Source organism: Arthrobacter sp. NPDC058097 (genome assembly GCF_042884885.1).
In the GTDB taxonomy this organism is placed as follows: Bacteria; Actinomycetota; Actinomycetes; order Actinomycetales; family Micrococcaceae; genus Arthrobacter.
This window is the reverse complement of record NZ_JBHVSZ010000007.1, coordinates 136,418-163,103: the sequence shown is the minus strand read 5'-3', so window position 1 is coordinate 163,103 and position 26,686 is coordinate 136,418. Positions and strand designations below refer to the sequence as shown.

The following is a 26,686-nucleotide window of genomic DNA, read 5'->3' as shown; positions in this document are numbered from 1 at the left end:
GCACAATGTTTTGGCGTGCGACCTGCGGGTGCTCCGTGACGCTCCCTAGCGCGGCCGTCGGGCCGCGTGCTCGCGGGCCAGGACTGCGTAGTGGTCGTCCGGTTCGCCGGGAGCGAAGGTTCCGTACTTGCGTTCGACGGCGGTCCGGATCAGGAAGTCGGCGATGGCCGGGTTCTTGGGCAGCAGGGAACCGTGCAGGTAGCTGGCCACGATGTTGCGGTACCGGGCGCCCTCCTGGCCGTCGCTGCTGTTGTTGCCGGTGCCCTTCGCCACCGTCCCCAAAGGCTCGACGCCGGGGCCCAGGGTGGTCTGGCCGCTGTGGTTTTCGTAGCCGAGCACCTCGCCGAACTCGGCCGTGGTGACCTTGACGTTGCCGATCAGCCGCTCATCCGTGCCGTGGGTTTCAATATCCAGAACCCCGATGCCCGGAATGACCGATCCGGAGCGGGTCTTGAAGAAGCGCCCGAACAGCTGGTACAGCCCGCAGATCATGAGCATCGGCGTGCCCTCCTCGGCCATCCCCTTGAGGAGGCCGGCCCGGGACTGGAGGTCGTCCTGGATGACCAGCTGGCCGCTGTCCTGTCCGCCGCCGCCCAGGATGATGTCCACGCCCTCCGGGAACTCGTCGCCCACGTTGTACTCGAGCAGTTCCGGCGTGTATCCGTGCCACTTGAGGCGCTGCTGCAGCACCAGGGCATTGCCCCAGTCGCCGTAGATGTTCATTTCCCGCGGGTACAGCTGCAGGACCCGGATGGTTCCCTTTGACGCGGTGGTGCCGGCGGCCGAATCGGGGGTCAAGAGACCACCTCCACTGTGGTGATTTTGGACAGCTCACGACGGATGGCGAGCATCGAGGTGTAGGTGCAGAAGACCCGCTTCGGCTTGCCTTTGCCCTTGCGGATGAAGTCGGCGAGAGCGGCGGGGATATCGGTGTCCACCGCCCCGATCTGCACTTCGTCGTACTGCAGGCGCAGGGCCATGTCGTAGGCCCGGGAGCCGGTGACCTGGTCCACGCCTTCCGCCCGCAGCGAGTCGAAATCAACGTCCCACAGCCAGGACATGTCGCGGCCGTCGGCGTAGTTGTCATTGATGGCGATCATCGTGGCGTAGCCGCCGGAGGGGAACGACTTGAGGCCCAGCCGGAAACCGCTGGGGTTCTTGACCAGGACCAGATCCAGCGGGAGCCCGTCCACGGTCAGGCTTTCGCCGCGCCCGAACGCCGGTGCCACCTCGGAGAGCGCCTTGAGCAGGGTGCCGTGATTGGCCGTGGCGGCGCCGCTGCCGCAGATGCTGCGGGCCAGGGCCAGCGCAGCCGCTGCGTTGAAGATGTTGTAGACGCCACGGAGCTTCATCCCGGTGGTGACCGTGCCGCCGTCGTACTCAAAATCGGCGTCATCGGCACCCACCCGGCGGAGCACGACGTCGGCCCGGGGCCGTTCCGGCACCGCGGGCACGGGGCTGCCCGGCCCGGCGCGGAGTTCATCGTCGCTGGGGAAGGTGCCAAGCAGGGAGTCGTCCAGGCCAAAGTAGAGGACCTCGGGACCGTGCAGCGTATCGGCGATCCGGGCTACCCGCGGGTCCTCGCGGTTGAGCACGACGGTCCCGGTGGTCTTGGAGGCGATGTGCTGGAGGAGCTGGGCGGTCTTGTCGATCTCACCGAAACGGTCCAGCTGGTCGCGGAGGACGTTCAGCAGCAGGCTGTAGCGCGGCGGGACCCGGTTGACGAAGTGCACGGCGTGGGCCTCATCCAGCTCCAGCACGGCGATATCGGCGTCGAGCCGTCCCCGCCAGTCGACCTCGCCGAGCAGGGCGGCCGCGACTCCCCGGGTGAAGTTGCTGCCGGTGCGGTTGGTGAACACCTTCAGGCCCTGGCTTTCCAGCAGCTCCACCACCATCTTGGTGGTGGTCGTCTTGCCGTTGGTGCCGCTGACCACGGCCACGCCGTGGGGAAGGGTGGACAGGGTCCGCTGCATGAAGCCGGGGTCGATTTTTTCGACCACCAGGCCGGGGAATGCAGAGCCTCCGCCCCTGAGCCGGGAAACCCGGCGAACGAACTTGCCGAGCGGAACGCTGAGGGAAAACATGCTCTGTAATATATCCCAGCAGCGGCATGCAATGTGGCGGGCCCCCGACGGCGGGAACGTCGGTTTGTGCCGGGACACTATGCTGTTTAGATGACCAATTCCCTTTCCAGCGCCCTTCCGCGCCCGGCCGGCGTGGCCGAAAAGCCCGGGTCCGGCCTGCGCATCGGCGTTCTGGCACTCCAGGGTGACTTCCGTGAGCACCTCCGGGCGGTCGAGACCGCCGGCGCCGCCGCCGTGGGCGTCCGCCGCCCGGCCGAGCTCGAAGGACTCGACGGGCTCATCATCCCCGGCGGCGAGTCGACGGCCATCGACAAGCTTGCCCGCGCCTTCGATCTCGCCGGGCCGCTGCGGCAGCGGATCGCCGACGGCCTCCCGGTGTACGGTTCCTGCGCGGGCATGATCCTGCTGGCGCACGACATCGCCGACCCCGCGGCAGACCTCGCCGGAAACCCGCAGCAGACGTTCGGCGGCCTGGACATCACGGTGCGCCGCAACGCCTTCGGCCGGCAGCGCGAGTCCTTCGAGACCGACCTCGACTTCAAGGGCCTGGAGTTCAGCGCCACAGAGCAGGGCGTGGCTCCGGTTCACGCGGTGTTCATCCGCGGCCCCTGGGTGGAGCGTGTCGGCCCGGGCGTTGAGGTCCTGGCGCAGGTGGAGCCGGCCGACCAGGAGCACGCCTCCCACGCGGCCGGTCTGCAGGGGACAGCTAGAATTGTTGCAGTGCGTTCAGGCCAGCTGCTGGCTACCTCCTTCCATCCGGAAGTGACAGGGGAGAAGCGCGTGCATGAACTTTTTATCCGCATGATCAGAGGAGAAGCGTAAAGCATGTCAGGCCACTCCAAATGGGCAACGACCAAGCACAAAAAGGCCATCATTGATAGCCGCCGGGCAAAGTCGTTCGCCAAGCTGATCAAGAACATCGAAGTCGCGGCCCGCATGGGCGGCCCGGACCTCGCGGGTAACCCGGGACTCGAACTGGCCGTTACCAAGGCCAAGAAGACGTCGGTTCCGAACGACAACATCGACCGCGCCATTAAGCGCGGCGCCGGGCTCACCGGCGAGGTCGTGGATTACACGGAAATCATGTACGAATGCCGTGGCCCGCAGGGTTCGGCGCTGCTGATCGAGTGCCTTACCGACAACAAGAACCGCGCCGCATCAGAGGTGCGGCTGGCCATCTCCCGCAACGGCGGCACCATTGCCGACCCCGGCTCGGTCAGCTACCTGTTCACCCGCAAGGGCGTTGTCACCCTGCTTAAGAACGACCTCACCGAGGACGACGTCCTCATGGCCGTGCTGGACGCCGGTGCCGAGGAAGTCAAGGACAACGGCGACAACTTTGAGATCCACTCGGACCCGAAGGACCTGCAGGCCGTCCGCGACGCGCTCAAGGAAGCCGGCATCGACTACGACACCGACGAGGCCGAGTTCGTGCCCTCCATGGAGGTGCCGCTGGACCTTGACGCCGCCAAGAAGTTCATGAAGCTCGTTGACGCCCTCGAGGACCTCGACGACGTCCAGAACGTCTACAGCAACGCTGACCTCAGCGACGAAGTTCAGGCAGCCCTGGAAGCCGAGTGATCTTCCGCGTGGCGGACCGGGGCGGTTGCACGTGACGCTGCGCGTACTGGGTATCGACCCCGGGCTGACCCGCTGCGGCATCGGCGTGGTGGACGTCGAAAAGAACCGCCGCGCCACCATGGTGGCCGTCGGCGTGGTGGGAACATCCCCCGAGGAAACGCTCGACCAGCGGCTGCTGGTGATCGCCCTCGCCATCGACGACTGGCTCGACCGCTACGAGCCGCACGTGCTCGCGGTGGAACGGGTCTTCTCGCAGCTCAATGTCAGCACGGTCATGGGCGTCGCGCAGGCGTCCGGCGTCGTCATCGCGGCCGCGGCCCGGCGCGGCATCCCGGTGGCCTTGCACACGCCGTCGGAGGTCAAGGCGGCCGTGACCGGGAGCGGCTCCTCCAACAAGGAGGCCGTCACCAAGCTGGTCACCAAGATTCTCCGGCTCGATGCGCCGCCGCGTCCGGCGGACGCGGCGGACGCGCTGGCCCTCGCCATCACGCACGCCTGGCGGGCTGGCAGCGGTGCATCCGTGGCCACCACCGGTCCCGGCAGCCAGTCGCTGACCCCCGCCCAGCGCGCCTGGGCCGAGGCTGAGGCGAAGGCGCGCCGTGCGCGCTGAATGTCGCCGGCCCTTGCTAGGGTATTCGTAGATATGTTCGGATAGTCGGTTTTTGCCGGCGCAAGTTCAGGAGCCCCGGCCTTGATTAGTTTTCTCCGCGGAACCGTGGCGCACGTCGGACTGTCCACCGCCGTCATCGATCTCAACGGCGCCGGCATGAGCGTCTACGCCACGCCCCAGACGCTCAGCAAGCTGCGGACCGGCGAGGAAGGGAAGCTTTTCACCTCTCTGATTGTCCGTGAGGACTCCCTGACCCTGTTCGGTTTCGCGAGCGACGACGAACGGGAAGTTTTCGACATTCTGCTCAGTGTCAGCGGTGTGGGTCCGCGGCTCGCCCTCGCGGTCCTCGCCGTGCACGATCCCGAGGCCATCCGCGTGGCAGCGCACACCGAGGACAGCAAGACGTTCACCAAGGTCCCGGGCATCGGCCCGAAAGTCGCCGGGCGCATCGTCCTGGAACTCGCCGGGAAACTGGTTCCGCACGGCTCTGCCACGCCCGCTGGAGCGCCGGCGGCGTCGTCAGAAGGGGTCTGGAAGCCGCAGGTCGTGGCCGCCATGACCAGCCTGGGCTGGTCCGAAAAGGACGCCTCGGGCAGCATCGACAAGGCCCTCGCAGATGCGCCGGAACTCGCCGGCGACGGCAACGTTGCCGAGATCCTGCGCACCACGCTGCGCTGGCTCGGCCAGGACGGCGCCCGGGCCGGTAACAGGGTAGGCAGCCGTGGCTGAGCCGTCCCTGGTCGCCGGGGGAGAGGAGCCGGAGGAGCGGGCCATCGAGGCGGCGCTCCGGCCCAAGAACCTCGACGACTTCGTGGGTCAGCACAGGGTCCGCAAGCAGCTTTCCCTGGTATTGAAGGCATCCCGGATGCGCGGGCGCAGCGCGGACCATGTGCTCTTTTCCGGTCCCCCCGGGCTGGGCAAGACCACACTCGCCATGATTGTCGCTTCCGAGATGAACGCGCCGCTGCGGATCAGCAGCGGCCCGGCCATCCAGCACGCCGGGGACCTCGCCGCCATCCTTTCCTCGCTGTCCGAAGGCGAAGTCCTTTTCCTCGACGAAATCCACCGGATGTCCCGCCCGGCCGAGGAAATGCTCTACATGGCCATGGAGGACTTCCGCGTTGACATCGTGGTGGGCAAAGGCGCCGGCGCCACGGCCATCCCGCTGGAGCTGCCGCCCTTCACTCTGGTGGGTGCCACCACGCGCGCCGGGCTCCTGCCGGGTCCGCTCCGGGACCGCTTCGGATTCACCGGGCACCTGGAGTTCTATTCGGTGGAGGAGCTTGAGCTGGTGCTGCGCCGGTCCGCCGGGCTCCTCGACCTGAAGGTGAACTCCGCCGGCTTTACCGAGATCGCCGGACGCTCACGCGGCACCCCCCGCATCGCCAACCGGCTGCTGCGGCGGGTCCGCGACTGGGCGCTGGTTCACGGCATCGACCAGATTGATGCCCGCTCCGCCTCCGCAGCGCTGGACATGTACGAAGTGGACAAACGCGGGCTGGACCGGCTGGACCGGTCGGTGCTGGAAGCCCTGATCACCAAATTCGGCGGCGGCCCGGTGGGCCTGTCAACCCTGGCCATCGCCGTGGGGGAGGAGCCGGAGACCGTCGAGACGGTGGCCGAGCCGTACCTGGTCCGGGAAGGGCTGCTGGGCAGGACGCCGAGGGGCCGGATTGCGATGGCCCCGGCCTGGACCCACCTTGGGCTGGCGGTGCCGGCAGGGGTGTTTGGCCAGGAAACCCTGAACCTGTTCGGGGCCGGGCCGGACGATGAGGAATCGTCATCTGAGTGGGTTTCCAGCACCCAATAGCAGCACCCTCCCAGCTTTTCCCTCTAGACTGGAAGGACGCTCGGCACGTCCGGGCTTTGTTTCCGTGTCCCGCTTCGGCGGGCCGCCCGCGGCCGGTCTCCCGTGTCCGGGCGGGCAGCCCGGTGCAAAGCGGACGTCGCTGTCAACCAGCTACGCAAGTAAAGAACGGAAAAATCCTCTTGGATCCAATGACAATTCTGCTGTTCCTCATGCTCGGCGTTTTCATCTTCATGATGTTCCGCCGTAACAAGAAGACGCAGCAGCAGCAGGCCCAGCTGCAGTCGCAGTTCGCTCCGGGCGTCGAGGTCATGACCAGCTTCGGGCTGTTCGGACGCATCGTGTCGATCGATGACGCAGAGAACAAGGTCGTCCTGGAACTGTCGCCCGGCAACCTGGCCACCGTGCACCGCCAGGCCGTCACCAAGATCGTCGAGCCCGAGGCCGCTGAGGCGCACGCCGTTCCCGACGACGCGTCCGCCCTGACGGCCGAGGAGCCGGCGGCCCCCGAAGCGCTGACTCCCGAAAACAAGGCCGGTACGGCCGACGAGACCCCGGATGAAACCCTCAAGCGCCTCAACGACGAGGGCAAGAAGGACATCTAGTCCGCCGCTTCCGCACAGTACAGCTGTCTACGGCTGCGGAGCCGCCGGGTGCGACAAGGCTCGCTCCGGCGGCCGTCCGCAATTAATAGAAAGATAGGCAATGGCACGAACTGGCCGCAAAAAACCATCCCTTCGGGTGCTGGTCTGGCTTGGCGTAATTCTGGCCGCCATGACGGCCGTCCTTGCGGGCGGCACGATGTCCGGGGTTGCCAGCTGGAGCCCGAAGCTCGCACTGGACCTTGAGGGCGGCACCCAGATGATCCTGGCACCCAAGGTTGAGGGTAACTCGGACATCAATGAGGAACAGCTCAACCAGGCGGTGGCCATCATCCGCCAGCGCGTGGACGGGTCCGGCGTCGCCGAGGCTGAGATCAGCACACAGTCCGGCCGCAACGTGGTGGTGAGCCTTCCAGGCACGCCGTCCACGGAGACCCGCGCCCTCATCCAGGCCTCCGCGGACATGAACTTCCGCCCCGTCCTCGTCACCGGCGCGGGTGCAGCGGTTCCCACCGCGCAGCGGACACCTGCTGCCCAGCTGCCGAAGCCGACGGCCAAGCCGACCAACGCCAGCGACTCGAACTGGATCACCGCGGACGTCCAGAAGCAGTTCGAAGCCCTCGACTGTGACAACCCGGCACAGGACAAGCAGGAGCGTTCCGACCCGGCCAAGCCGCTGGTCACCTGCGAGCCTGCCACCGACCAGACTCCCGCGATCAAGTACATCCTGGGTCCGGTCGAGGTCAAGGGTGTTGAGATCCAGGGATCGACGTTCCAGCTCCAGCAGGGCGCCCAGGGTGCCGTCACCAACGAATGGGCTGTGAACATCCAGTTCAACGCCGAGGGCACGGCCAAGTTCAAGACCGTCACCGAGCGCCTCAACCAGTTCTACGTTGCTGCCGGCGGTGAGACCGGCAGTGACCCCAAGTCGCAGTTCGCCATCGTCCTGGATGACCAGGTCATCTCAGCACCGCGGTCCCAGGCCGTGATCACCGACGGCCGCCCGCAGATCACCGGCGGCTTCACGGAGAAGTCCGCCAAAGCGCTGTCCGACCAGCTCCGGTTCGGTGCCCTGCCCATCAGCTTCGACATCCAGAGCGAGCAGCAGATTTCCGCCACACTCGGCGGTGAGCAGCTCCGGATGGGCCTCCTCGCCGGCCTGATCGGCCTGCTGCTGGTGGTTGTCTATTCCCTGTTCCAGTACCGTGCGCTCGGCTTCGTTACCATCGCCTCGCTGGTGGTGGCGGGTGCGCTCACCTACCTTGCCATTGCCATCCTCGGCTGGACCGAGAACTACCGGCTTTCCCTCGCCGGCGTTGCGGGCATCATCGTGTCCATCGGCCAGACAGCGGACTCGTTCATCGTCTACTTCGAACGCATCCGTGATGAGCTCCGCGAGGGCCGCGGCCTGGTATCGGCTGTGGAGAACGGCTGGAAGCGCGCCAAGCGGACCGTCCTGGCATCCAAGGCGGTCAACCTCCTGGCCGCGCTGGTGCTGTACTTCGTGGCCGTCGGCAACGTGCGGGGTTTTGCCTTCACCCTCGGCCTGACCGCCATCGCCGACCTCATTGTCGTCTTCATGTTCACCCACCCCACGCTGCAGCTGCTGGCCAGGACCCGGTTCTTTGGCGAAGGCCACAAGTTCTCCGGCCTTGACCCCGAGCGCCTCGGCGCGGTGCCGCTCTACCGCGGCGCCGGCAGGCTCCGCAGCCCCGAGGACAAGCCGTCAGTGGTGCGCGCCAAGAACACCGGTGCCGCGGCCGAGGCTGAGCGCCGGATGACCATCGCTGAACGCCGCCGCGCGGAGCAGCAGGAGCAGCTCGCCGGTTCCTCCAAGGGCCCGGCCAAGGAGGGCAAGTAATGTCCAGTTTCGCGAAATTCGGTAACGAGCTCTACACGGGCAAGCGTTCCTACGACTTCGTCGGGGCCAAGAAAATCTGGTTCACCGTGGCAGCCATTGCGGTTGCGCTGTCCATCCTGATCCCGGCGGTCAAGGGCGGCTTCAACCTGGGCATTGAGTTCCGCGGCGGGTCCGAGTTCACGGTGTCCAACGTGAAGACCACCGAAGCAACCGTGGGCGAGAAGGCTGTCCACGACGTCGTGCCCGGCAGTGTGCCGCGCGTCGCCAACGTCGCCGGAACCACCATGCGGATCCAGACGGACAAGCTCTCCGACAACGAGACCCTCAAGATCAAGGAAGGCCTCACCAAGGCCTACGGCGTGACGGACAACGAGGTGACCTCCACCTTCGTTGGCCCCACGTGGGGCGCTGACGTCACCAAGCAGGCCCTGATCGGCCTCGTGGTCTTCGTCGCCCTCGCGACCGTCCTGATGGCGCTCTATTTCCGGACCTGGAAGATGTCCCTCTCGGCGATCGTGGGCATGCTCGTCACCATGTTCATCACCGCCGGCGTCTACGCACTGAGCGACTTCGAGGTCACTCCCTCGGCGATCATCGGGTTCCTGACGGTGCTCAGCTACTCGCTGTATGACACTGTGGTGGTGTTCGACAAGATCCGTGAAAACACGGCAGACATCGAGACCTCCACACGCCGGACCTTCGGCGAGGAAGTCAACCTGGCCGTTAACCAGACTCTGGTCCGCTCCATCAACACCATGATGGTGGCCATCCTCCCGGTCGGGGCGATCCTCTTCATCGGCGCCGGCCTGCTGGGCGCCGGAACCCTCCGCGACCTTTCGCTGGCACTGTTCGTCGGCATCCTGATCGGCACCGCCGCGACGATCTTCATCGCGGCGCCGATGTACGCGTGGCTGCGCCAGGGCGAGGCTCCGCTGGTCAAGCAGGCCCAGCGTGTCAAGCAGCGTCGTGCTGAGGCTGCTGCCAAGGCTGCCGCCGCGCCTGCAAAAGCGTAGAACGCGCAAAAGCCTATAGCATCCGGGCCGGATGCCGTCACAGCGACGGCGTCCGGTCCTTGGGTTAAGCGCCTGCATGCCTCCGGCCGGAACCGCCCGGATACCGGGCTGTGTACCCGGCAGCGCGGTTGGTGGCGGACGCGGTTATCGGTCGGGCCCGGAGCGGGAATAGACTGGGATAATTAAACGGGTCGTGAGGGGTACTTCATTGGAAGAAGGTTCGACGTCGGCGCCAACGGCTGCCGGAGGCAACGGTCAGGGCCAGGGACAACAGACTGGTCTGGTGGCTGCTGGGCGCCCGGCTCCCGGAGTGCCTGTGGACAACTCCGGTGTCCGGCCCACCTTCCCTGGCCGTCGTGAGCGCACCAGGTCCCGCCTGGCGCGGCTGACAGGCCGCAGCACCGCGACGTACTCGCCCATCCTGGAGCCGCTGCTGCGGACGGTGCGGGCGAACAACCCTAAGGAAGATTTCGACCTCATCCAGCGCGCCTTCGTGGTCGCGGAGCAGAGCCACCGGGGGCAGAAGCGCAAGAGCGGTGATCCCTACATCACCCATCCGGTCGCCGTCGCGACCATCCTCGCCGAGTTGGGACTCAGCGGCACCACGCTGGCGGCCGCGCTGCTCCACGACACCGTGGAGGACACCCCCTACACGCTGGAGGACCTTCGCGCAGACTTCGGCCCCGAAGTGGCCATGCTGGTTGACGGCGTCACCAAGCTGGACAAGGTCAGCTTCGGCGAGGCCGCCCAGTCCGAGACCGTCCGCAAGATGGTCGTGGCCATGGCCAAGGACATCCGCGTCCTCATGATCAAACTCGCGGACAGGCTCCACAACGCGCGCACATGGCGGTTCGTCTCCGCCGAGTCGTCGGCCCGCAAGGCCCGGGAAACCCTGGAGATCTTCGCGCCGCTGGCACACCGGCTTGGCATGAACACCATCAAGTGGGAGCTCGAGGACCTGTCCTTCGCGGCGCTCTATCCCAAGGTGTACGAGGAAATCGTCCGCATGGTGGGCGACCGCACGCCGGAGCGTGAAAAGAGCCTCAGCGTGATCCGGAACCAGATCGCCGATGATCTGCGCACGGCACGGATTAAGGCCACCATCACTGGCCGGCCCAAGCACTACTACTCGATCTACCAAAAGATGATCGTCCGGGACAAGGACTTCGACGACATCAACGACCTCATGGGCGTCCGCGTCCTGGTGGACTCGGTCCGGGACTGTTATGCCGCCCTGGGCACCCTGCATTCGCGCTGGAACCCGCTGCCTGGCCGGTTCAAGGACTACATTGCGATGCCAAAGTTCAACATGTACCAGTCCTTGCATACGACCGTCATCGGCCCCGGCGGCAAGCCGGTGGAGATCCAGATCCGGACGCACGAGATGCACCGCCGCGCCGAGTACGGTGTTGCCGCGCACTGGAAGTACAAGGACCAGCCGAACCGAACCGCCACGGGGCCGGGCAGCCCGCGCGACGGCGACATGGGCTGGCTGCGCTCCCTCGTGGACTGGCAGCAGGAGACCTCCGACCCCGGCGAGTTCCTCGACTCGCTCCGCTTCGAGATCAACGCCCGCGAAGTCTTCGTGTTCACCCCCAAGGGTGAGGTCATGGCACTGCCGGCCGGCTCCACCCCCGTGGACTTCGCCTATGCCGTGCACACCGAGGTGGGCCACCGCACCATCGGCGCCCGCGTCAACGGCAAGCTCGTTCCGCTCAACAGCGAGCTCAACCACGGCGACTGGGTAGAGATCTTCACCTCGAAGGCCGAGGGGGCCGGCCCCAGCCAGGACTGGCAGCACTTCGTCAAGAGCGCCCGGGCACGGAACAAAATCCGGCAGTGGTTCAGCAAGGAACGCCGTGAAGAGGCGATCGACCGGGGCAAGGAACTGCTGACCCGCGCCATGCGGAAGCAGAACCTTCCGCTGCAGCGACTGATGACGCACGACGCGCTGGCCGCCGTAGCCGAGGACTTCAAATACGTCGACATCTCCGGGCTGTACGCCGGCGTGGGCGACGGCCACACCTCCGCGCAGTCCGTCATGGAAAAGCTCGTCGAAAGCCTCGGCGGCAACGAAACACCCGATGACGACCTCACCGAAGTCAGCATCCCCACCCAGGTCAGCAAGGCCCGGTTCTCGGATTCCGGCGTGGTGGTCCGCGGGGTGGGTGACGTCTGGGTGAAGCTGGCCCGCTGTTGCACCCCCGTCCCGCCGGACCCGATTCTAGGGTTCGTCACCCGCGGCTCGGGCGTGTCGGTGCACCGGACGGACTGCACCAACGTGGCCGGCCTCAAGGACCAGCCGGACCGGATTGTCGACGTCGACTGGGCGCCCACCCAGTCAAGCGTGTTCCTGGTGGAGATCCAGGTGGAGGCGCTGGACCGGAAGTCCCTCCTCTCCGACGTGACACGCGTGCTCTCCGAAAACCACGTGAACATCCTGGCGGCCAGCGTCCACACGTCCACGGACCGCGTGGCCATCTCAAAGTTTGCCTTCGAGATGGGCGACCCCAAGTACCTCAGCCACGTGCTCAGTGCTGTACGGCGGATCGACGGGGTGTTCGACGTCTACCGGACCACGGGCAACCGCCGGAGAAGCTAACAGCGAGAGCTTCTCCAGAGCGGCGTTCTTGTGCGGCAGCCGTGGCATCGCCTCGACCGCCAGCACGAGGAGCCGTAACCTGACGTCGAGCTCGGGCTTCGCCAGGAGCTGCCGCAGGGCCGGCACCGCCCTCTCGGCCTCCACATGCAGGGCGATGTCCAGAGCCGTGCGGAGCGGACTCGAGACCATCAGGCCACCCAGGCTGACGACGTCGAACGGGCCCAGCCGCACCTCGTGGAGCGTACAGCCGCGGGTGGAGCGAAGGCTGGAGATCCTGCGTTTGGCGTCCACCAGGAGTGCCAGCCGGTCCGGCTCGCGGGCGCAGCCGTAGATCCAGGCCGCCGTCATGCGTCCCGCCACCACGCGCCGCCGGACCGGGGCGGGCACGCCGTGGGCCGCGGCACGTGCCCGCAGTTGCGGCGAGGATGCAGTGCCGGGAACCGTGTAGCCGTGCTGATAAAGCTGCGTCAGCACGCCGTCGGCCGCCATGGACTGGAGCTCCGGCCAGGTAAACGGCAGCCCCGGAGAGTAGAGTTCCAGCAGCTGGGCGGGGGAGTCCGCCGGCGGGGAATCACCTCGCGCCTGGGAGGCATGCGCCCGAAGCGCAGGTGCCTGCGTTGCAGGGGGCTGGGAGAACGGTGCCATTCCGTCATCCTGCCGGAAAGGGCCTTAACGGGTAAGGCCCCGCCCCGGCTATGTGGATAACCGGAACGGGGCCTGTACTGACGCTGGCTAGGAGAGCTCGCTTGCCGAGCGCTGGATCTGGTCCAGCCACGCCTGGCGTGCTTCCAGTGCTTCCCTGGCGGCCTTGATCTTCCGCTGGTCGCCTGCCTTCTCCGCGTCGGCCAGGTCTTCCTTCAGGCCCGCGATGGCGGATTCGAGCTGGCTGAGGGCGCTGTTGGTGCGGGCCTTGGTCTCCGGGTTGGAGCGCTGCCACTTCTCGTCCTCGGCCTGGCGGACGGCATCCTCGATCCGTCGCAGCCCGGCCTCGATCCGGCCCATGTCCGCACGCGGAACCTTGCCGGCCTCTTCCCAGCGGTCGTGGATGGACTGCAGCGCTTTCTTGGCCGCGGCGATGTCCTTGACCGGAACGATGGACGATGCTTCCTCGAGGAGCGCCTCTTTGACCTTCAGGTTGGCGGCGTACTCCTGGTCGATCTCGTCGTTGGCCGCCTGGCGCGAGCTGAAGAAGACGTCCTGCGCGGCGCGGAACCGGGCCCACAGTGCGTCGTCGTCCTTGCGGCTGGCACGCGGTGATGCCTTCCAGTCGTCCATCAGCCGGCGGTATTCCCCGGCGGCGAAGCCCCAGTCGGTGGACGAGGACAGTGCCTCGGCCTCCGCAATCAGCTTCTCCTTGGCGGCCTTGGCAGCCGAGTTGTTGCTGTCCAGCTGGGAGAAGTAGGCGCGGCGGTGCCGGTCGAAGACGGTCCGGGCGGCGCGGAAACGCTTCCACAGGGCGTCCTCGTTGCTGCGGCCCAGCCGTACGCCGCTCTTCTGCGCGGCCTTCCAGCTTTCAAACAGCTCGTTCATGCGCGCGCTGGACGTCTTCCACTGAACCTGGGCCGGATCGGTGCCCGAGATCGCCTCGGCCTCGGCCACGATGGCTTCGCGGGCGGCGAGTTCGGCGGCGCGGACGGCGTCGTGCTGCGCCTTCTCCGCCTTCTCCAGCTCGGTGATCTGGGTGGACAGGGTATCGAGGCGGCCCTCCGCGGAACGGATGTCGCCCACCATGTTCCGTTCGGCGAGCTGCTCGCGCAGGTGCGTTACGGTCTTCTGCATGTCCGTGGTGGGGGCCTTCGAGGCCACCCGCTGTTCCAGCAGGACAATCTGGGCGACGACGTCGTCGTACTTCCGCGCGAAGTAGGCCAGGGCCTCGTCGTTGCTGACGTCCGGGTACTGGCCCACCGGGTGCTCTTCGCCGTCGATGGTCAGGAACACGTGTCCGTCGCCCTCAACGCGGCCCCAGCGGGCGGCTTCGGCCAGCGACGTGGCGGGCGGCGCCTGCACCGGCGTGACGGTGGCGGCCGGGCCGGCCTTGGGCCTGGCGGCAAAAGCGGCGGGCGTGGGAGCGGGCCGGGGAGCCGGCGTCGGACGCGGTGACGGTGCGGGGCTCGGTGCCGGCGTTTTTTCCTCAGCCTTCGGCTGAGGGCTGGCGGCAGCTTCCGCCGGGGCGGCGTCAGGCTGTGCAGACTCCTCGGCCTGTGCAGACTCCTCGGGCTGCCCGGCCGCTTCAGCCGATTCGGCCTGCGCATCAACCTCCGGCGCCGCTGCCTCGTTGGACTGCGCCACCTCGTTGGACTGTGCCGCCTCGTCGGACTGCGCCGGGTCTGCTGCCGGTGCCGTTTCCACGGTCTCGGGGTTAGCCGTCTCGGGGGAAGCCTGGACCTCGGTCACTTCGGCTGCTGTTTCGTCGGATTTCTGACTGTCTGTCACCGCTAAAAGTCTTTCGCTTGGAGGAAGATACCCATTCATAGGTCGCTTGTGGCCGCTGGTGCCACAAGGTTCCTACTTCAGAGAAAATGAGTCTATCGTGACTGCTTCCGCAGGTGCGCCGTCTGTGCCACTTTCGCCGGCCTTAAGACCTGCAGCCGCAATCTTCGTGACGACGTCAAGACCCGAGGTCACCTTCCCCACGACGGTATAGCCGCCGGCGGAGTCGGCCGGAATGACGGTGTCCTTGTAGACGATGAAGAACTGCGTGCCGTTGCCGTAGGCGTTGTTGCCGGTGCGGGCCACCGCAATGGTGCCCGCCGGGTACTTGTTGTCTGCCGGCGTGTTTTCCAGCGGGCCCCACGTGTAATTGGGGTCGCCCTGGCCATCGCCGGTCTTGGAACCGCATTGAAGGACACCGAAGTTCTCGGCGGTGGTGAGGCGGTGGCAGCTGATGCCCTTGTAATAGTTCTGGTCTGCCAGGGACTTGAACACGGCGGCCGCCTGTGGGGCCTTGGTGCCGTCCAGCTGCACGCCCAGGGTGCCGCGGTTGAGCTGCAGCGAGCCGGTGAACGTCTTGCCGGCCGCCGTCGCGGGTTTGGGGATGTTGGCAGCGTTGGTCTGCGTTGCCGTCGGGGTGGCGGAGGCGGAAGGGGAGGCCGATGGCGTGCCCAGGCCCGTCTCGGCAGCCGCGAATTCCTCTTCGGTGGGGTTCCCGGCAAACACCGTCAGCTGAAGCACGACGGCGAGCACCACCGCCGCGGCCCCCGCACCTCCCGCTATCAGGTTGTCCCGCTTGCGGCGCTTCTCCTGGTCACGGCGAAGCTCGCGCTTGGCTTCCATCTGCTGGATCCGCCTCTTGGCTTCGCGTGTTTCGCGTGGACTGGCCGCCACGGGTCCTCCTCATTGATCGTCACTGCCCTGCCGGGCAGGCCCCTGAAGGCGTCCCCGGCAGCAGATTGCACTGCTGCAGATTAAACTGCGGCAGCCGGCCGCTCCCGGCCTTCCCGCATTAGAGATGCGGGCGCCGAAAGCATAAACTGACTGCCGCACATAAGTTTATGCAGAACAGGCTGGACTCCCGCCGCTGCCGCAGCCGTTTGATTCAGATGGCGACGCGGAAAATATGCGCAGCGGCACCGGCCTTCGTTTACCTGAGGAGAAACTCCACCATGGCACGCACCGCCTCCCTGTCCGGATTCCCCGAGTGGCTTCCCGAGGAGCGGCTGGTGGAGCAGCATGTCCTGGACTCGCTGCGCCGCACCTTCGAGCTGCATGGTTTCGGCTCCATCGAGACCCGCGCCGTGGAAACCGTGGGCCAGCTGCTCCGCAAGGGCGAGATCGATAAAGAGGTCTACGGCCTGAGCCGGCTCCAGGACGAGGAGGGAGAGGAAGCCAAGGGCAAGCACGATCCGCACGCCCTCGCCCTGCACTTTGACCTCACCGTGCCCTTCGCCCGGTACGTCGTGGAAAACGCCGGCTACCTGGCCTTCCCGTTCCGCCGCTACCAGATCCAGAAGGTCTGGCGCGGTGAACGCCCGCAGGAAGGCCGCGCCCGCGAGTTCACGCAGGCGGACATCGACGTGGTGGGCGACGGTGAGCTGCCCTTCCGCTACGACGTCGAAATTGCTTTGGTCATCGCCGAGGCGCTGGGCGCCCTCCCGATTCCGGAGTTCCGGCTGCGCATCAACAACAGGAAGCTCGCCGAAGGCTTCTACCGCGGCATCGGCCTGACCGACACCGCAGGAGTGCTCCGCAGTATCGACAAGCTGGAAAAGATCGGTCCGGAGAAGGTGGCCGAGCTCCTCAAATCCGAGCTCGGCGCCACCGACGAGCAGGCACAGGCAGCCCTGAAGCTGGCCGGAATCAAGACCGAGGACACGTCCTTCGCGGCGCAGGTCCGCTCGCTCGGGGTCAGCAACGACCTCCTGGAGGAGGGCCTGAACGAACTCGAACAGGTGATCGAGGCCGCCGTAAAGCGGGTCCCCGGCAAGGTTGTCGCCGACCTCAGCATCGCCCGCGGGCTGGACTACTACACCGGAACCGTCGTGGAAACCGTCCTGGTGGGCCACGAGCAGCTCGGCTCCATCTGCTCCGGCGGCCGCTACGACGCCCTGGCCAGCAAGGGCAACCGGAAGTTCCCCGGCGTCGGGCTGTCCATCGGCGTGACCCGGCTCGTCTCGCGCATCCTCAGCCAGGACCTGGCCCAGGCCTCCCGTTCCGTGCCCACGGCAGTGTTTGTGGCACTGACCTCGGACGAGAGTTGGGGCGAGGCGCAGGACGTGGCCACGGAGCTGCGCAGCCGCGGCATCGCCGCGGAGGTGGCCGCCAAGGCCGAGAAGTTCGGCAAACAGATCAAGTTCGCGGACCGGCGCGGCATTCCCTTCGTCTGGTTCACGGATGAGGACGGCAAGCACCAGGTCAAGGACATCCGTTCCGGCGTGCAGGTCGACGCCGATCCGGCGACGTGGACGCCGTCGGACGAGGACATCCGCGTCCAGGTCGTGGCCGCGCCGGCTTCCTGAGCTGGTTTTCCTGGGCTAGCGCTGCCTGAGCTGGCTCGACCGCCGCTTCCGGAACGCCAGCATGACGGCGCGCCCGGCGAGTCCGGCGGCCATGATGGCGGCCATGCCGAGCGCCGACGCGGCCGGCAGGGTAAATGCCAGGACCAGGCAGCCGGCCAGCCCTGCGGCATTGAGCCACCTGGGCGCGTGCCGGGGCCGGTCCCGGAGCGTAAACGCGGCGGCGTTGGTCACGGCGTAATAGAGCAGGACGCCGAAGCTGGAAAAGCCCACTACCGTCAGCACGTCAGTGGTCAGCAACAACAGAACGACGACGGCGGCCACCGCCAGTTCGGCGGTCACCGGCACCGGGTGGCGCCCGCCCACCCGGGCCAGGGGACCGGGCAGGTCGCGTTCGCGGGCCATCGCCATGGCCGTGCGTCCCACCCCGGTGATGAGGGCCAGCAGTGCGCCGAGCGAGGCTGCGGCGGCCCCGGCCTGCACAGCCGGCGCTCCGGCGGCCAGCCGTGACTGTTCCACGGCCTCCAGCAGCGGCGCCGGGGAGGAGGCGAGCACGTGCACCGGAAGATGCGCCAGCAGCAGCGCCCCCAGCAGCAGGTAGATGACGAGCGCGCCGGCCAGGGCACCGAGGACGGCGCGCGGAATGACCCGCGCCGGGTCCTTGACCTCCTCGCCGAGCGTGGCGATACGCGCGTACCCGGCGAAGGCGAAGAACACCAGGCCGGCGGCGGGCAGGATGCCGCAGAAGCTGCCGGCTTGTCCGGAGACCGTCCCGCCACCGGCAACGTGCGGTCCCAGGATGCTCGCCGCCGCCACGAAGGCCAGCGTCGCCAGGACCACGGCCAGCAGGATGCGCGTCAGGAAGGCTGTCCGGGTGATGCCCAGCAGGTTCACACCGGTCAGTGCTGCCACCGCTGCGATGGCCACGGGGGTGGCGTAGCCCGGCGCAACGTACTGGCCGAAGGTCAGGGCCATGGCCGCGCAGGAGGCGGACTTGCCGGTGACAAAGCCCCAGCCGGCGAGGAAGCCCGGCCACTCACCGAGTTGCTTCCGGCCGTACACATACGTCCCGCCGCTTTGCGGGTACTTTGCCGCGAGCTGGGCCGACGCCACGGCGTTGCAGTACGCCACGGCGCCGGCCAGGGCGATGGCCACCAGGAGCAGCGATCCGGCCAGCCGGGCAGCGGGTGCGAAGACGACAAAAACGCCCGCACCGAGCATGGATCCGAGCCCGATGGCTGTTGCGTCGGCCACACCCAGCCTTCGTTGCAGCTGCTGGTGCTTGGTCATGGCGGGGCAGGAACCTTTCAAACGGGTAAACTCGGACGGGACCGTTTCCGCAACGATCCTATTTGAACTTCATTCTGTCTTCCTTCTGAAAGGAATGCTGTGCTGCGCACACATGACCTCGGATCACTTCGCTCCGAGCACATTGGACAAACCGTAACCCTGGCAGGCTGGGTTGGCCGCCGTCGTGATCACGGTGGTGTCGCATTCGTCGATCTGCGTGACGCCTCGGGCGTGGCGCAGGTGGTGGTCCGCGAGGAAGAGGTCTTCCACGGGCTGCGCAACGAATACGTGCTCCAGGTGACCGGCACGGTCTCCAAGCGCCCGGAAGGCAACGAGAACCCTGCCCTGGCCACGGGCGAGGTGGAGGTCATGGCGGACAAGGTGGTCATCCTCAACACCGCCGACGCCCTGCCCTTCCAGATCGACGAGCACGTGGAAGTGGGCGAGGAAGCCCGGCTCAAGCACCGCTACCTGGACCTGCGCCGCCCCGGCCCCAGCCGCAACATCCGCCTCCGGTCCGAGGCCAACCGCGTTGCCCGCGAGCTGCTGCACGAAGAGGGCTTCGTCGAAATCGAGACGCCCACCCTGACCCGTTCGACGCCGGAAGGCGCCCGTGACTTCCTGGTCCCCGCCCGCCTGGCGCCGGGTTCCTGGTACGCGCTGCCGCAGTCGCCGCAGCTGTTCAAGCAGCTCCTGCAGGTGGGCGGGTTCGAGAAGTACTACCAGATCGCCCGCTGCTACCGCGATGAGGACTTCCGCGCCGACCGCCAGCCCGAGTTCACCCAGCTCGACATTGAGGCCAGCTTCGTCGAGCAGGACGACATCATCCGGATCGGCGAAAATATCGTGAAGGCCGTCTGGAAGCTGATCGACGTTGAAATCCCGACGCCGATCCAGCGCATCACCTACGCCGACGCGATGGCCCGCTACGGCTCGGACAAGCCGGACCTGCGGTTCGGCCAGGAGCTGACCGAGCTGACCGAGTTCTTCAAGGACACCAACTTCGGGGTCTTTAAGGCTCCCTACGTTGGCGCCGTCGTCATGCCCGGCGGTGCTTCGCAGGCCCGCCGTGCACTGGATGCCTGGCAGGAATGGGCCAAGCAGCGCGGCGCCAAGGGCCTGGCCTACGTCCTCTACAAGGAGGACGGCGAGCTCGCGGGTCCCGTGGCCAAGAACCTCACCGAGACCGAGCGCGCCGGCCTGGCCGACGCCGTGGGCGCCAAGCCCGGCGACTGCATCTTCTTCGCCGCCGGCGAGAAGACCCCGTCCCGTGCGCTGCTCGGCGCTGCCCGCGTTGAGATCGGGCACCGCACCGGCCTGATCGACCCCAGCGCCTGGGCCTTCTGCTGGGTGGTTGACGCCCCCATGTTCGAACCCGCCGCTGCCGCGGTGGCGTCGGGCGATGTGGCCGTCGGCGCCGGACAGTGGACCGCCGTGCACCACGCCTTCACCTCGCCGAAGCCCGAATTCCTGGACAGCTTTGACCAGGACCCGGAGTCCGCGCTCTCCTACGCCTACGACATCGTGTGCAACGGCAACGAGATCGGCGGCGGATCCATCCGTATCCATGAACGCGAAGTCCAGGAGCGCGTCTTCGAACTCATGGGCCTGGACAAGGCCGATGCCCAGACGAAGTTCGGCTTCCTGCTGGAAGGCTTCAAGTACGGCGCCCCGCCGCACGGCGGCATCGCGTTCGGCTGGGACCGCGTGGTGGCGCTGCTGGCAGGCGTGGACTCGATCCGCGACGTCATCGCCTTCCCGAAGTCCGGCGGCGGCCACGATCCGCTGACCGATGCCCCGGCGCCCATCACCGCGCAGCAGCGCAAGGAGGCCGGCGTCGACTTCAAGCCCGAGGCCAAGAAGCCGGAAGAGAAGAAGGCCGACTAAGCCTCGCGGCTCGACGCGTGAGCTATCGCAAGGCTTAACCAGGAGCAGGAGGCTCCCCGGATCTGTACCGCAGATCGGGGGAGCCTCCTGCCGTTGACGAAGGAGTGCCGTGGCCATGTTGCCTGACCTGGAGTCCGCCATGGATGCGGCCTGGCCTGCACCGGACCGGGAGCTGTCCGGCGGCTGGGTTCTCCGTGCCGCTCACGGTGTCACACAGCGTGCCAACTCCATCTGGCCGCGTTCGGAGCCCCTTTGCACGCGGGACGAGTGGCTCGCCGCGCTGCGGGATGCCCGGGCCTGGTACCGCAACCGCCGGCTGCCCGTGATCTTCCAGGTGTTCGATACTCCCGGCAGCTCCGCGCTGAACGCCGTCCTGGACGAGGAAGGCTTCACCCGGCAATCCGTAACGCTGATCATGGTGCGTGCTGCTGATACGGCGCCCGATGCTGACTTTGCCCTTGCGGCCGGCGGGGAGGCCCCGGAATTGGGCGCCGGCGTCGAAATCACTGAGTATCCGTCGGCGGAATGGCTGGACCTGTGGTGGTCCGTGGACGGCCGCGGCGGCGCCGCGGAACTGGAGACCGCGCGTGCCATCCTCACCGCCTGCCCGGCGCTGTACGCGCTGGTGAGGGACGACGACGGCGGCCCGGCCGCCGTCGGACGCCTTGCCATTGTGCCCAGCAGGGCAGGCAGCTGGGGCGGGCTGTACTGCATGGCCACCCGGCCCGATGCCCGGCGCCGTGGGTACGCCACCCGGGTACAGCAGGCCCTGTTCAGCGCCGGTGCGGCGAGAGGGCTGGACGGCTACTGGCTGCTGGTGATGGCGTCGAACAGCGCTGCCCGGAAGCTGTACTCCCGGGCAGGGTTCTTTGAGGTGTCCCGCTATTACTACCGGCAGGAGCGGCCGCGGCGATCCCTGACCGGTTGCTGAACCGCCCCTCCATCCCGCCGTTTCGACGGTTCCCTGCCCGCTCGACGTTGCGCAACGTCTTGCGGGCGGGGAACCGTCGAAACGGAGCGGCAGCCGCGGGGTGTTACGGGGTCTCGGTCACATAGTGCAGGCCCAGCCACGGGGCGGTGACCAGCTCGCCGTCGAACGCGTCCTGGCTGTCCCCCGAGTGCCCTGCTTCCGACTGCAGTTCGCGGCTGGTGTGTTGCGTCATGGTCATTTCCTTCCGGGCGGCTTGGGCTCAGCGCTGCTGGAGGGCGGGCTGCCGTGCCTCGGCCTGCCGCCGGCGCGCGGTCCCTGCCAGGTACGGGCCGCCGAGTTCGGCGATGGGCGTCGCGGCAGTCTCGCGGGACCAGAACGCGGATCCTGCGGCGATGAGCATGCAGACGGTGCCGAAGATGGCCACGGGCACCCAGCCCCAGGCGCCGGGGGCCAGCAGCATCCCGGCGATCATCGGCCCAAAGCCGGCCAGGACCAGTCCGAACTGGTTGCCCAGCGCCATGCCGGAGTAGCGGACGGGCGCTGCGAACTGTTCGGCGAAGAACGCCGGCCAGACGCCGTTGAAGCCCGAGTACAGCACTGTCATGTTCAGGAACGCGGCAAGGAACACCAGCACGATGCTGCCGGAGGAGAGCGCCAGGAAGTACAGGAAGATCGTGACGGAGCAGCCGATCGCGGCGGTCAACAGGAGGGGGCGGCGGCCGATGCGGTCCGACAGCCTGGCCGCCAGCGGCATGGCGAACATGGACAGGCCAATGGCCACGGCGTTCACGGTCAGGATGGAGGCCCGGTCAAACCCGGCGCCGGACGTGGCGTAGGCGAGTCCGAACACGGTGAAGATGGTCTGCATCACGGACATGATGGACATTCCCGCCACCCGCAGCACATCCGGGGCCTGGAAGCGGAGGACTTCCTTGAGGGGCATCGGGGCCACTTGGCGGCGTTCCTGGGCCTCCTCGAAGACCGGTGTTTCGTCCAGGTGCGTGCGCACCCAGTAGGCGATGGCCAGCACCACGATGGACAGCCAGAACGGGATGCGCCAGCCCCAGCCCATCATGGCGTCCCGGGGCAGCGACGTCACCGGGATGAAGACCAGGGTGGCCAGCACCATGCCGGAGGCGTAGCCGGTCATCACGAAGCTGGTGAAGAATCCGCGTTTGCCTTCGGGCGAGTGTTCCAGCGTCAGCGTGGAAGCTCCCGCCGATTCCGCACCGGCGGAGAAGCCCTGCGCCAGCCGGCCCGCCACCAGCAGGATGGGCGCCCAGACACCCAACTGCTCGTAGGTGGGCAGGAAGCCGATGCCGAGGGATGCCAGGCCCATGATGCCGAGGGTCAGCAGCAGGATCTTCTTGCGTCCCAACTTGTCGCCGAAGTGGCCCATCACCAGACCGCCAACCGGCCTGGCCACATACGCGACGCCGAAGGTGGCGAAGGCGCCGATCAGGCCGATGGCAGGGTCCGCGGAGGGGAAGAACAGGTGCGGGAACACCAGTGCTGCGGCGGTGCCGTAGATGAAGAAGTCGTAGTACTCCAGCGTGCTGCCGAGGAAGGACGCCAGGGCGGCCTTGCGCGGCGTTTTCCGCGGAACCTGCTGAGTAACCTGCTGGGGAACCTGGGGTGATGGGGAAGTGGTCACGGGAATCTCCTTAAGACTGCGTTGTCTCAATGGCTGCCGGCGCGGTGTCCGGGAGGTGGAAGTCCACCGCGAGGATTTGCCGGCTGTTGGGGAACGAGTACGCCTTCAGCGGCTCGTGGAGCGGATGCGTGTTGTACACGGCGATGTCCTCGACGCTTTCGAAGTCGGCCACGATGGCGTAGTCGAAGGAGCGCTCGGTGTTGAGGACGTCCGGGCCATGGCTGAGGCTGAGCATGCCGGGGATGTTTCCGGCCATGTTGTTGAGCCCGTCAATCCAGGCCTGCCGGTCGGCCGGCGGGAAGTCAGGCTTGAACTGGAAGAGCACGGTGTGGCGGATCATCTCAGGCACCCACCTCGACAAGCTCGACCACCGGTGACTGGTACTCCGGGGACTTGCCGGCCAGGGTGCAGCCGGCGAGGTAGCCCATGGTCATGATGGGGCCGAGGGTAGCGCCGGCTCCGGGATAGCCTGCCGCGTAGGCGTTCTCGGTGGTGTTGCCGGCGGCGAACAGGCCCGGGATGGGGCGGTTGTCGACGTCGAGCACGCGGGCTGATCCGTCGGTGGCCACGCCGCCGTTGGTGCCGAAGGCGCCGTTCACCACCTCCAGCGCATAGAACGGCCCGGACTCGAGCGGGCCCAGCGACGGGTTCGGCCACGGGCAATCGGCGTCGCCCCAGTACTTGTCGTAGGCGCTTTCGCCGCGGCCGAAGTCGGGGTCCTCGCCCCTGGCCGCGAACCCGTTGAACCGGGCCACGGTGGCTTCCAGGTTTTCGGCGGGAACGTTGATCTTCGCGGCGAGGTCCGCCAGGGTGGGCGCCTCGATCAGGTAGTCCGGCATCGGCTGGCCGGCTCGGTGGGCAAGGATGCCGTAGCGCTCCAGGTAGCCGTGGTCCACGATCACGTGCGCCGGCGTATTCAGCGTGTGGTTGGCGGCGGAGTCCCAAGACTGCAGGCTGCGGGCGAGGTCGTTGTAGTTCTGGGATTCGTTGGCGAAGCGGCGGCCGTGGCGGTTCACCATGATGGACCCCGGGCCCTGCCGCTCGAACCGGAGCAGGGTGCCCACCGGCTGGCCGTCGCGGGTGTCGCCGGTGACGGACATCGGCGCCCACCAGGCCTCGCGCGTGCCGCGGGTCTGGCCCCCGATGCGCTGCGACATCCGCAGCCCGTCGCCGGTGTTCGAGGGCGGGGAGCACATCGTGTAGAGCCGGGACGCGAGCATGGAGTCGGCCAGTGCCCTGTCCCATTCGAAGCCGCCGGTCGCGAGCACCACGCCGTCGCGGGCCTGGAACACTTCGCCGGCTTCGAGTTCGACGGCGGTCACCCGGCCGCCGTCCGCGGGCAGGCCGTCGGTGAGCAGCCGGTGCGCCCGTGCCCCCGTGACGAGGGCGGCCCCGTCGCGGACCAGACTGGCGAGCAGCATCGAAACGAGCGCCTGCCCCTTGGCGACCAGGCCGTCCTTCTGCCGGCTGGCCAGTTCCTCCCACGGGAATTTGGTGAAGGCGCCCCACTCCTCGTATTCCTGCATGGTGAACGGGGCACGGCCGTCGCTGCGCACGTGCTCCCTGAGGCCGCCCAGGGCTTCGGTGCTGTTGAACAGCTCGGGTTCCACGGTGCGTCCGCCCGTCATAGCGCCAGGGAGATCCTGCCGGTAATCGGGAAAGTTGTCGAGGAAGATGAAGCGGACGCCGCACTCCCCCTCGACGAAGCGGAGCATCTGGTCGCCGTAGTTCAGCGCCGCGTCCAGCAGTTCCTCCCGGCCCCTGCCGCGGGCGACGGCGCGGACATACTGCGCGGCCGCTGCCTTGGAATCGGTGATCCCGGCCTTCCGCGCGTGGTGGTTGTCCGCCACCCACAGCATGCCGCCGGACACGGCTGAGGTCCCGCCAAGCAGGTCACTCTTTTCGAGGACGACGACGGACTTGCCGGCGCGGGCGGCGGTGGCTGCCGCGGTGAGCGCGCCCGCACCGGAGCCGACGACGACGACGTCGTAAGTTTTCGCGGGGGTGCCGTTGACGAATTTCATGGGGTGTTGCCTTTCAAAAGGAAGATGATGCGTGCGGCCGCAGTTTGGGTGCTGCTGGGGGGGCGGTGTCACACAGCCGTGTAGCCGCCGTCGATGACCAGCTCGGAACCCGTGGTGAAGCGTGACTCGTCCGAGGCCAGGTAGAGCACGCCGTAGGCGATCTCGTCGGGTTCACCCTGGCGAGGCAGCGGATTGGAGCCCACCAGCTGCTTGTAGTAGGCCTCGGGACCGATCTCTGACTGCTCCGCAGAGCGGCGGCTCATCCGGGTGTTCATGGATCCAGGGTGGATGGAGTTCACCCGGATGCCGTAGCCGCCGTAGGCAGCGGCGTCCGACTTGCTCAGAAGCCGCACGGCGCCCTTGGTGGCGTGGTACAGCGGCACGTTCCGGCCGCCGGTGAGGCCGTGGATGGAGGAGAAGTTGACGATGCTGCCGGTGCCTTTTTCGATCATGCCGGGCACCACGTGCTTGGTCATCAGCCAGACGCCCTTGACGTTGACATTGAAAATCGTGTCGAAATCGGCCGTCGACGCGGTGTGCGACGCGCCTGCCGGGCCGATGATGCCGGCGGCGTTGACCAGGACGTCCGGCGTGCCCAGTTCGTCACCGACCCGGCGGATGGCCTCGGCGACGCTGGCCTCGCTGGTGACGTCGACGTCGAACTCTCTGATGTTTTCGTGGGCAGCGGCGGCCGGGATGCCGGCAACGTCCAGGCTGGCGACCTTCGCACCGTGTTCGGCAAGGAGGGCGGCGGTGGCGCTGCCGAGGTCTCCGCGGCCTCCGGTGACAATGGCCGTCTTTCCGGCCACGCGGTTCTGGATGTGATTCATGTGGTGCTCCTCGTGATCCTGCAGCCTCGTCGCTGCTTCCCAGCCAGCGTGGCAGGGGACCTGTGAGCGGAACCACACGATTACCGATGAACGGCAAAAGCGCCCTCAGTGGCTTTGCCGGAGCGTTCCTTTCAGCTCGCCCCGCCAGCCCAGGGCGCGCGAGATCCCGCGGGCCGCCGCCATCAGGACGGGCACCCGGGCGGGTGCGTTCTCCTCGTTGCGCGGCACCACCACGCTGAGCGCGGCGCGGACCGTGTTGTCGGGGCCGAAGACCGGTACAGCGATGCCGCTGGACTCGGGCACGATTACCCCGGGCATGGCAGCGAAGCCGCGCTGCCGGATCTCGGCCAGGTGGCGCCGGAGCGCGGCCGGCTCAGTGAGGGTGGTCTCGGTGAATTTGGTCAGGGGGCGCGCCAGGAAAGAATCCTGGTACGCGGCGGGGGAGTGTGCCAGCAGCACCAGTCCGGAGGACGTGGCATGGACCGGCAGCCTGCCGGCGATCTTGGTGATGTCCACGATGGTCTTGTCCGAGCCGAGCCGCTCGATGTACAGCACCTCGTCGGAGTCGAGGATGCCCAGCGTGGTGGAGTGCTGCACCACGGCCTGGACGTCCTCCATGAACGGCAGGGCGGCTTCCCGCAAACCGAGCATCTTCGAGCCACGCGACGCCAGCTCCCACATCCGCGTGCCGATGTGGATGTCCCCGCCGGACTCGCGTTCCAGCAGCCGCTCGAGCAGCAGGTCGTTGACCAGGCGGTAGGTGGTGGTCACCGGCAGGCCGGTGCGGCGCCCGAGCTCGGCAACGCTCATGGCGGGGTGCCGGTCATCGAAGGCGCTCACGATCTTCACGAACCGGCCGATGATCGACTCGCCGGATGCGGAGTTGGCCACTGTTCCTCCTGTCGATTCCCGCTCAATGGTAATCCTCCTCCCGGGCGGCAGCGCCCGCGGGTCTACT

At 67.4% G+C, this 26,686-nt stretch carries 24 protein-coding genes; 12 read left to right on the top strand and 12 right to left on the bottom strand.

Annotation, left to right across the window (positions count from 1 at the left end):
* Positions 1–45: 45 nt before the first annotated feature.
* Both ACFVTE_RS13740 and ACFVTE_RS13735 read right to left on the bottom strand, forming a co-directional pair.
* Positions 46–798 (bottom strand): type 1 glutamine amidotransferase, encoded by a 753-nt coding sequence (locus ACFVTE_RS13740; protein ID WP_387101212.1) that lies wholly within the window; start codon positions 796–798, stop codon positions 46–48.
* On the bottom strand, positions 795–2,084 hold the full coding sequence (locus ACFVTE_RS13735) for a MurT ligase domain-containing protein (RefSeq protein ID WP_387101210.1): 1,290 nt from the start codon (positions 2,082–2,084) through the stop codon (positions 795–797). Before ACFVTE_RS13735 ends, ACFVTE_RS13740 begins: the two co-directional genes overlap by 4 nt.
* A 90-nt stretch (positions 2,085–2,174) precedes the next feature.
* Between ACFVTE_RS13735 and pdxT the strand changes: the two genes are divergently transcribed.
* The 9 genes from pdxT (at position 2,175) to ACFVTE_RS13690 (ending at position 12,160) form a co-directional block, all read left to right on the top strand.
* The gene (gene pdxT, locus ACFVTE_RS13730; RefSeq protein ID WP_387101208.1) at positions 2,175–2,906 is read left to right on the top strand and encodes a pyridoxal 5'-phosphate synthase glutaminase subunit PdxT; all 732 of its coding nucleotides are present in this window, start codon (positions 2,175–2,177) and stop codon (positions 2,904–2,906) included.
* A gap of 3 nt (positions 2,907–2,909) precedes the next feature.
* Positions 2,910–3,665, top strand: coding sequence for a YebC/PmpR family DNA-binding transcriptional regulator (locus tag ACFVTE_RS13725; RefSeq protein ID WP_387101206.1), 756 nt, complete (start codon positions 2,910–2,912; stop codon positions 3,663–3,665).
* A 31-nt stretch (positions 3,666–3,696) separates the two neighbouring features.
* The gene (ruvC, locus tag ACFVTE_RS13720) at positions 3,697–4,275 is read left to right on the top strand and encodes a crossover junction endodeoxyribonuclease RuvC (RefSeq protein ID WP_003800677.1); all 579 of its coding nucleotides are present in this window, start codon (positions 3,697–3,699) and stop codon (positions 4,273–4,275) included.
* Between the two features lie 81 nt (positions 4,276–4,356).
* Positions 4,357–5,004 (top strand): Holliday junction branch migration protein RuvA, encoded by a 648-nt coding sequence (gene ruvA, locus ACFVTE_RS13715; protein WP_387101204.1) that lies wholly within the window; start codon positions 4,357–4,359, stop codon positions 5,002–5,004.
* On the top strand, positions 4,997–6,085 hold the full coding sequence (gene ruvB / locus ACFVTE_RS13710) for a Holliday junction branch migration DNA helicase RuvB (protein ID WP_387101202.1): 1,089 nt from the start codon (positions 4,997–4,999) through the stop codon (positions 6,083–6,085). The genes ruvA and ruvB overlap by 8 nt, the downstream gene beginning before the upstream one ends.
* A 188-nt stretch (positions 6,086–6,273) precedes the next feature.
* Entirely contained in the window at positions 6,274–6,687 is a 414-nt protein-coding gene (gene yajC, locus ACFVTE_RS13705) for a preprotein translocase subunit YajC (RefSeq protein ID WP_387101201.1), read from the top strand.
* Positions 6,688–6,787: 100 nt separating this feature from the next.
* Positions 6,788–8,545, top strand: coding sequence for a protein translocase subunit SecD (secD, locus tag ACFVTE_RS13700; protein ID WP_387101199.1), 1,758 nt, complete (start codon positions 6,788–6,790; stop codon positions 8,543–8,545).
* A complete protein-coding gene (secF, locus tag ACFVTE_RS13695) occupies positions 8,545–9,558 on the top strand; it encodes a protein translocase subunit SecF (RefSeq protein WP_387101197.1) in 1,014 nt (337 codons plus the stop codon). The genes secD and secF overlap by 1 nt, the downstream gene beginning before the upstream one ends.
* A gap of 208 nt (positions 9,559–9,766) precedes the next feature.
* On the top strand, positions 9,767–12,160 hold the full coding sequence (locus ACFVTE_RS13690; RefSeq protein ID WP_387101195.1) for a RelA/SpoT family protein: 2,394 nt from the start codon (positions 9,767–9,769) through the stop codon (positions 12,158–12,160).
* Here the strand turns inward: ACFVTE_RS13690 and ACFVTE_RS13685 are convergent.
* The 3 genes from ACFVTE_RS13685 to ACFVTE_RS13675 form a co-directional block, all read right to left on the bottom strand.
* A complete protein-coding gene (locus ACFVTE_RS13685; protein ID WP_387101194.1) occupies positions 12,041–12,805 on the bottom strand; it encodes a hypothetical protein in 765 nt (254 codons plus the stop codon). The genes ACFVTE_RS13690 and ACFVTE_RS13685 overlap by 120 nt on opposite strands.
* A gap of 87 nt (positions 12,806–12,892) precedes the next feature.
* On the bottom strand, positions 12,893–14,593 hold the full coding sequence (locus tag ACFVTE_RS13680; RefSeq protein WP_387101193.1) for a DUF349 domain-containing protein: 1,701 nt from the start codon (positions 14,591–14,593) through the stop codon (positions 12,893–12,895).
* Positions 14,594–14,665: 72 nt separating this feature from the next.
* Positions 14,666–15,484, bottom strand: a complete 819-nt coding sequence (locus tag ACFVTE_RS13675) for a peptidylprolyl isomerase (RefSeq protein WP_387101191.1) — start codon at positions 15,482–15,484, stop codon at positions 14,666–14,668.
* Between the two features lie 278 nt (positions 15,485–15,762).
* On the opposite strand from ACFVTE_RS13675, the gene hisS reads away from it, so the two are divergent.
* Positions 15,763–17,115 (top strand): histidine--tRNA ligase, encoded by a 1,353-nt coding sequence (hisS, locus tag ACFVTE_RS13670; protein ID WP_387101189.1) that lies wholly within the window; start codon positions 15,763–15,765, stop codon positions 17,113–17,115.
* A 15-nt stretch (positions 17,116–17,130) separates the two neighbouring features.
* On the opposite strand, the gene ACFVTE_RS13665 is transcribed toward hisS, so the two are convergent.
* The gene (locus ACFVTE_RS13665) at positions 17,131–18,402 is read right to left on the bottom strand and encodes an APC family permease (RefSeq protein ID WP_387101187.1); all 1,272 of its coding nucleotides are present in this window, start codon (positions 18,400–18,402) and stop codon (positions 17,131–17,133) included.
* A gap of 99 nt (positions 18,403–18,501) precedes the next feature.
* Between ACFVTE_RS13665 and aspS the strand changes: the two genes are divergently transcribed.
* Both aspS and ACFVTE_RS13655 read left to right on the top strand, forming a co-directional pair.
* Positions 18,502–20,289: an aspartate--tRNA ligase gene (gene aspS, locus ACFVTE_RS13660; protein WP_387101185.1), complete on the top strand. Its 1,788-nt coding sequence runs from the start codon at positions 18,502–18,504 to the stop codon at positions 20,287–20,289.
* Between the two features lie 115 nt (positions 20,290–20,404).
* On the top strand, positions 20,405–21,220 hold the full coding sequence (locus tag ACFVTE_RS13655; RefSeq protein ID WP_387101457.1) for a GNAT family N-acetyltransferase: 816 nt from the start codon (positions 20,405–20,407) through the stop codon (positions 21,218–21,220).
* 103 nt (positions 21,221–21,323) lie between these two features.
* Here the strand turns inward: ACFVTE_RS13655 and ACFVTE_RS13650 are convergent, their stop codons facing one another.
* The 6 genes from ACFVTE_RS13650 to ACFVTE_RS13625 all read right to left on the bottom strand — a co-directional run bounded on the left by ACFVTE_RS13650 (position 21,324) and on the right by ACFVTE_RS13625 (position 26,619).
* The gene (locus tag ACFVTE_RS13650) at positions 21,324–21,452 is read right to left on the bottom strand and encodes a hypothetical protein (protein WP_387101183.1); all 129 of its coding nucleotides are present in this window, start codon (positions 21,450–21,452) and stop codon (positions 21,324–21,326) included.
* A 27-nt stretch (positions 21,453–21,479) separates the two neighbouring features.
* Positions 21,480–22,874 carry an MFS transporter gene (locus ACFVTE_RS13645; protein ID WP_387101181.1) on the bottom strand — a complete coding sequence of 465 codons (1,395 nt, stop codon included), beginning with the start codon at positions 22,872–22,874 and terminating at the stop codon, positions 21,480–21,482.
* A 10-nt stretch (positions 22,875–22,884) separates the two neighbouring features.
* Complete coding sequence (locus ACFVTE_RS13640; RefSeq protein WP_387101179.1) at positions 22,885–23,214, bottom strand: Dabb family protein; 330 nt, start codon at positions 23,212–23,214, stop codon at positions 22,885–22,887.
* A 1-nt stretch (position 23,215) separates the two neighbouring features.
* Positions 23,216–24,898 carry an FAD-dependent oxidoreductase gene (locus ACFVTE_RS13635; RefSeq protein ID WP_387101177.1) on the bottom strand — a complete coding sequence of 561 codons (1,683 nt, stop codon included), beginning with the start codon at positions 24,896–24,898 and terminating at the stop codon, positions 23,216–23,218.
* A 68-nt stretch (positions 24,899–24,966) separates the two neighbouring features.
* Positions 24,967–25,728, bottom strand: coding sequence for an SDR family NAD(P)-dependent oxidoreductase (locus tag ACFVTE_RS13630; protein ID WP_387101175.1), 762 nt, complete (start codon positions 25,726–25,728; stop codon positions 24,967–24,969).
* A 105-nt stretch (positions 25,729–25,833) separates the two neighbouring features.
* Complete coding sequence (locus ACFVTE_RS13625; RefSeq protein WP_387101173.1) at positions 25,834–26,619, bottom strand: IclR family transcriptional regulator; 786 nt, start codon at positions 26,617–26,619, stop codon at positions 25,834–25,836.
* Positions 26,620–26,686: the final 67 nt, after the last annotated feature.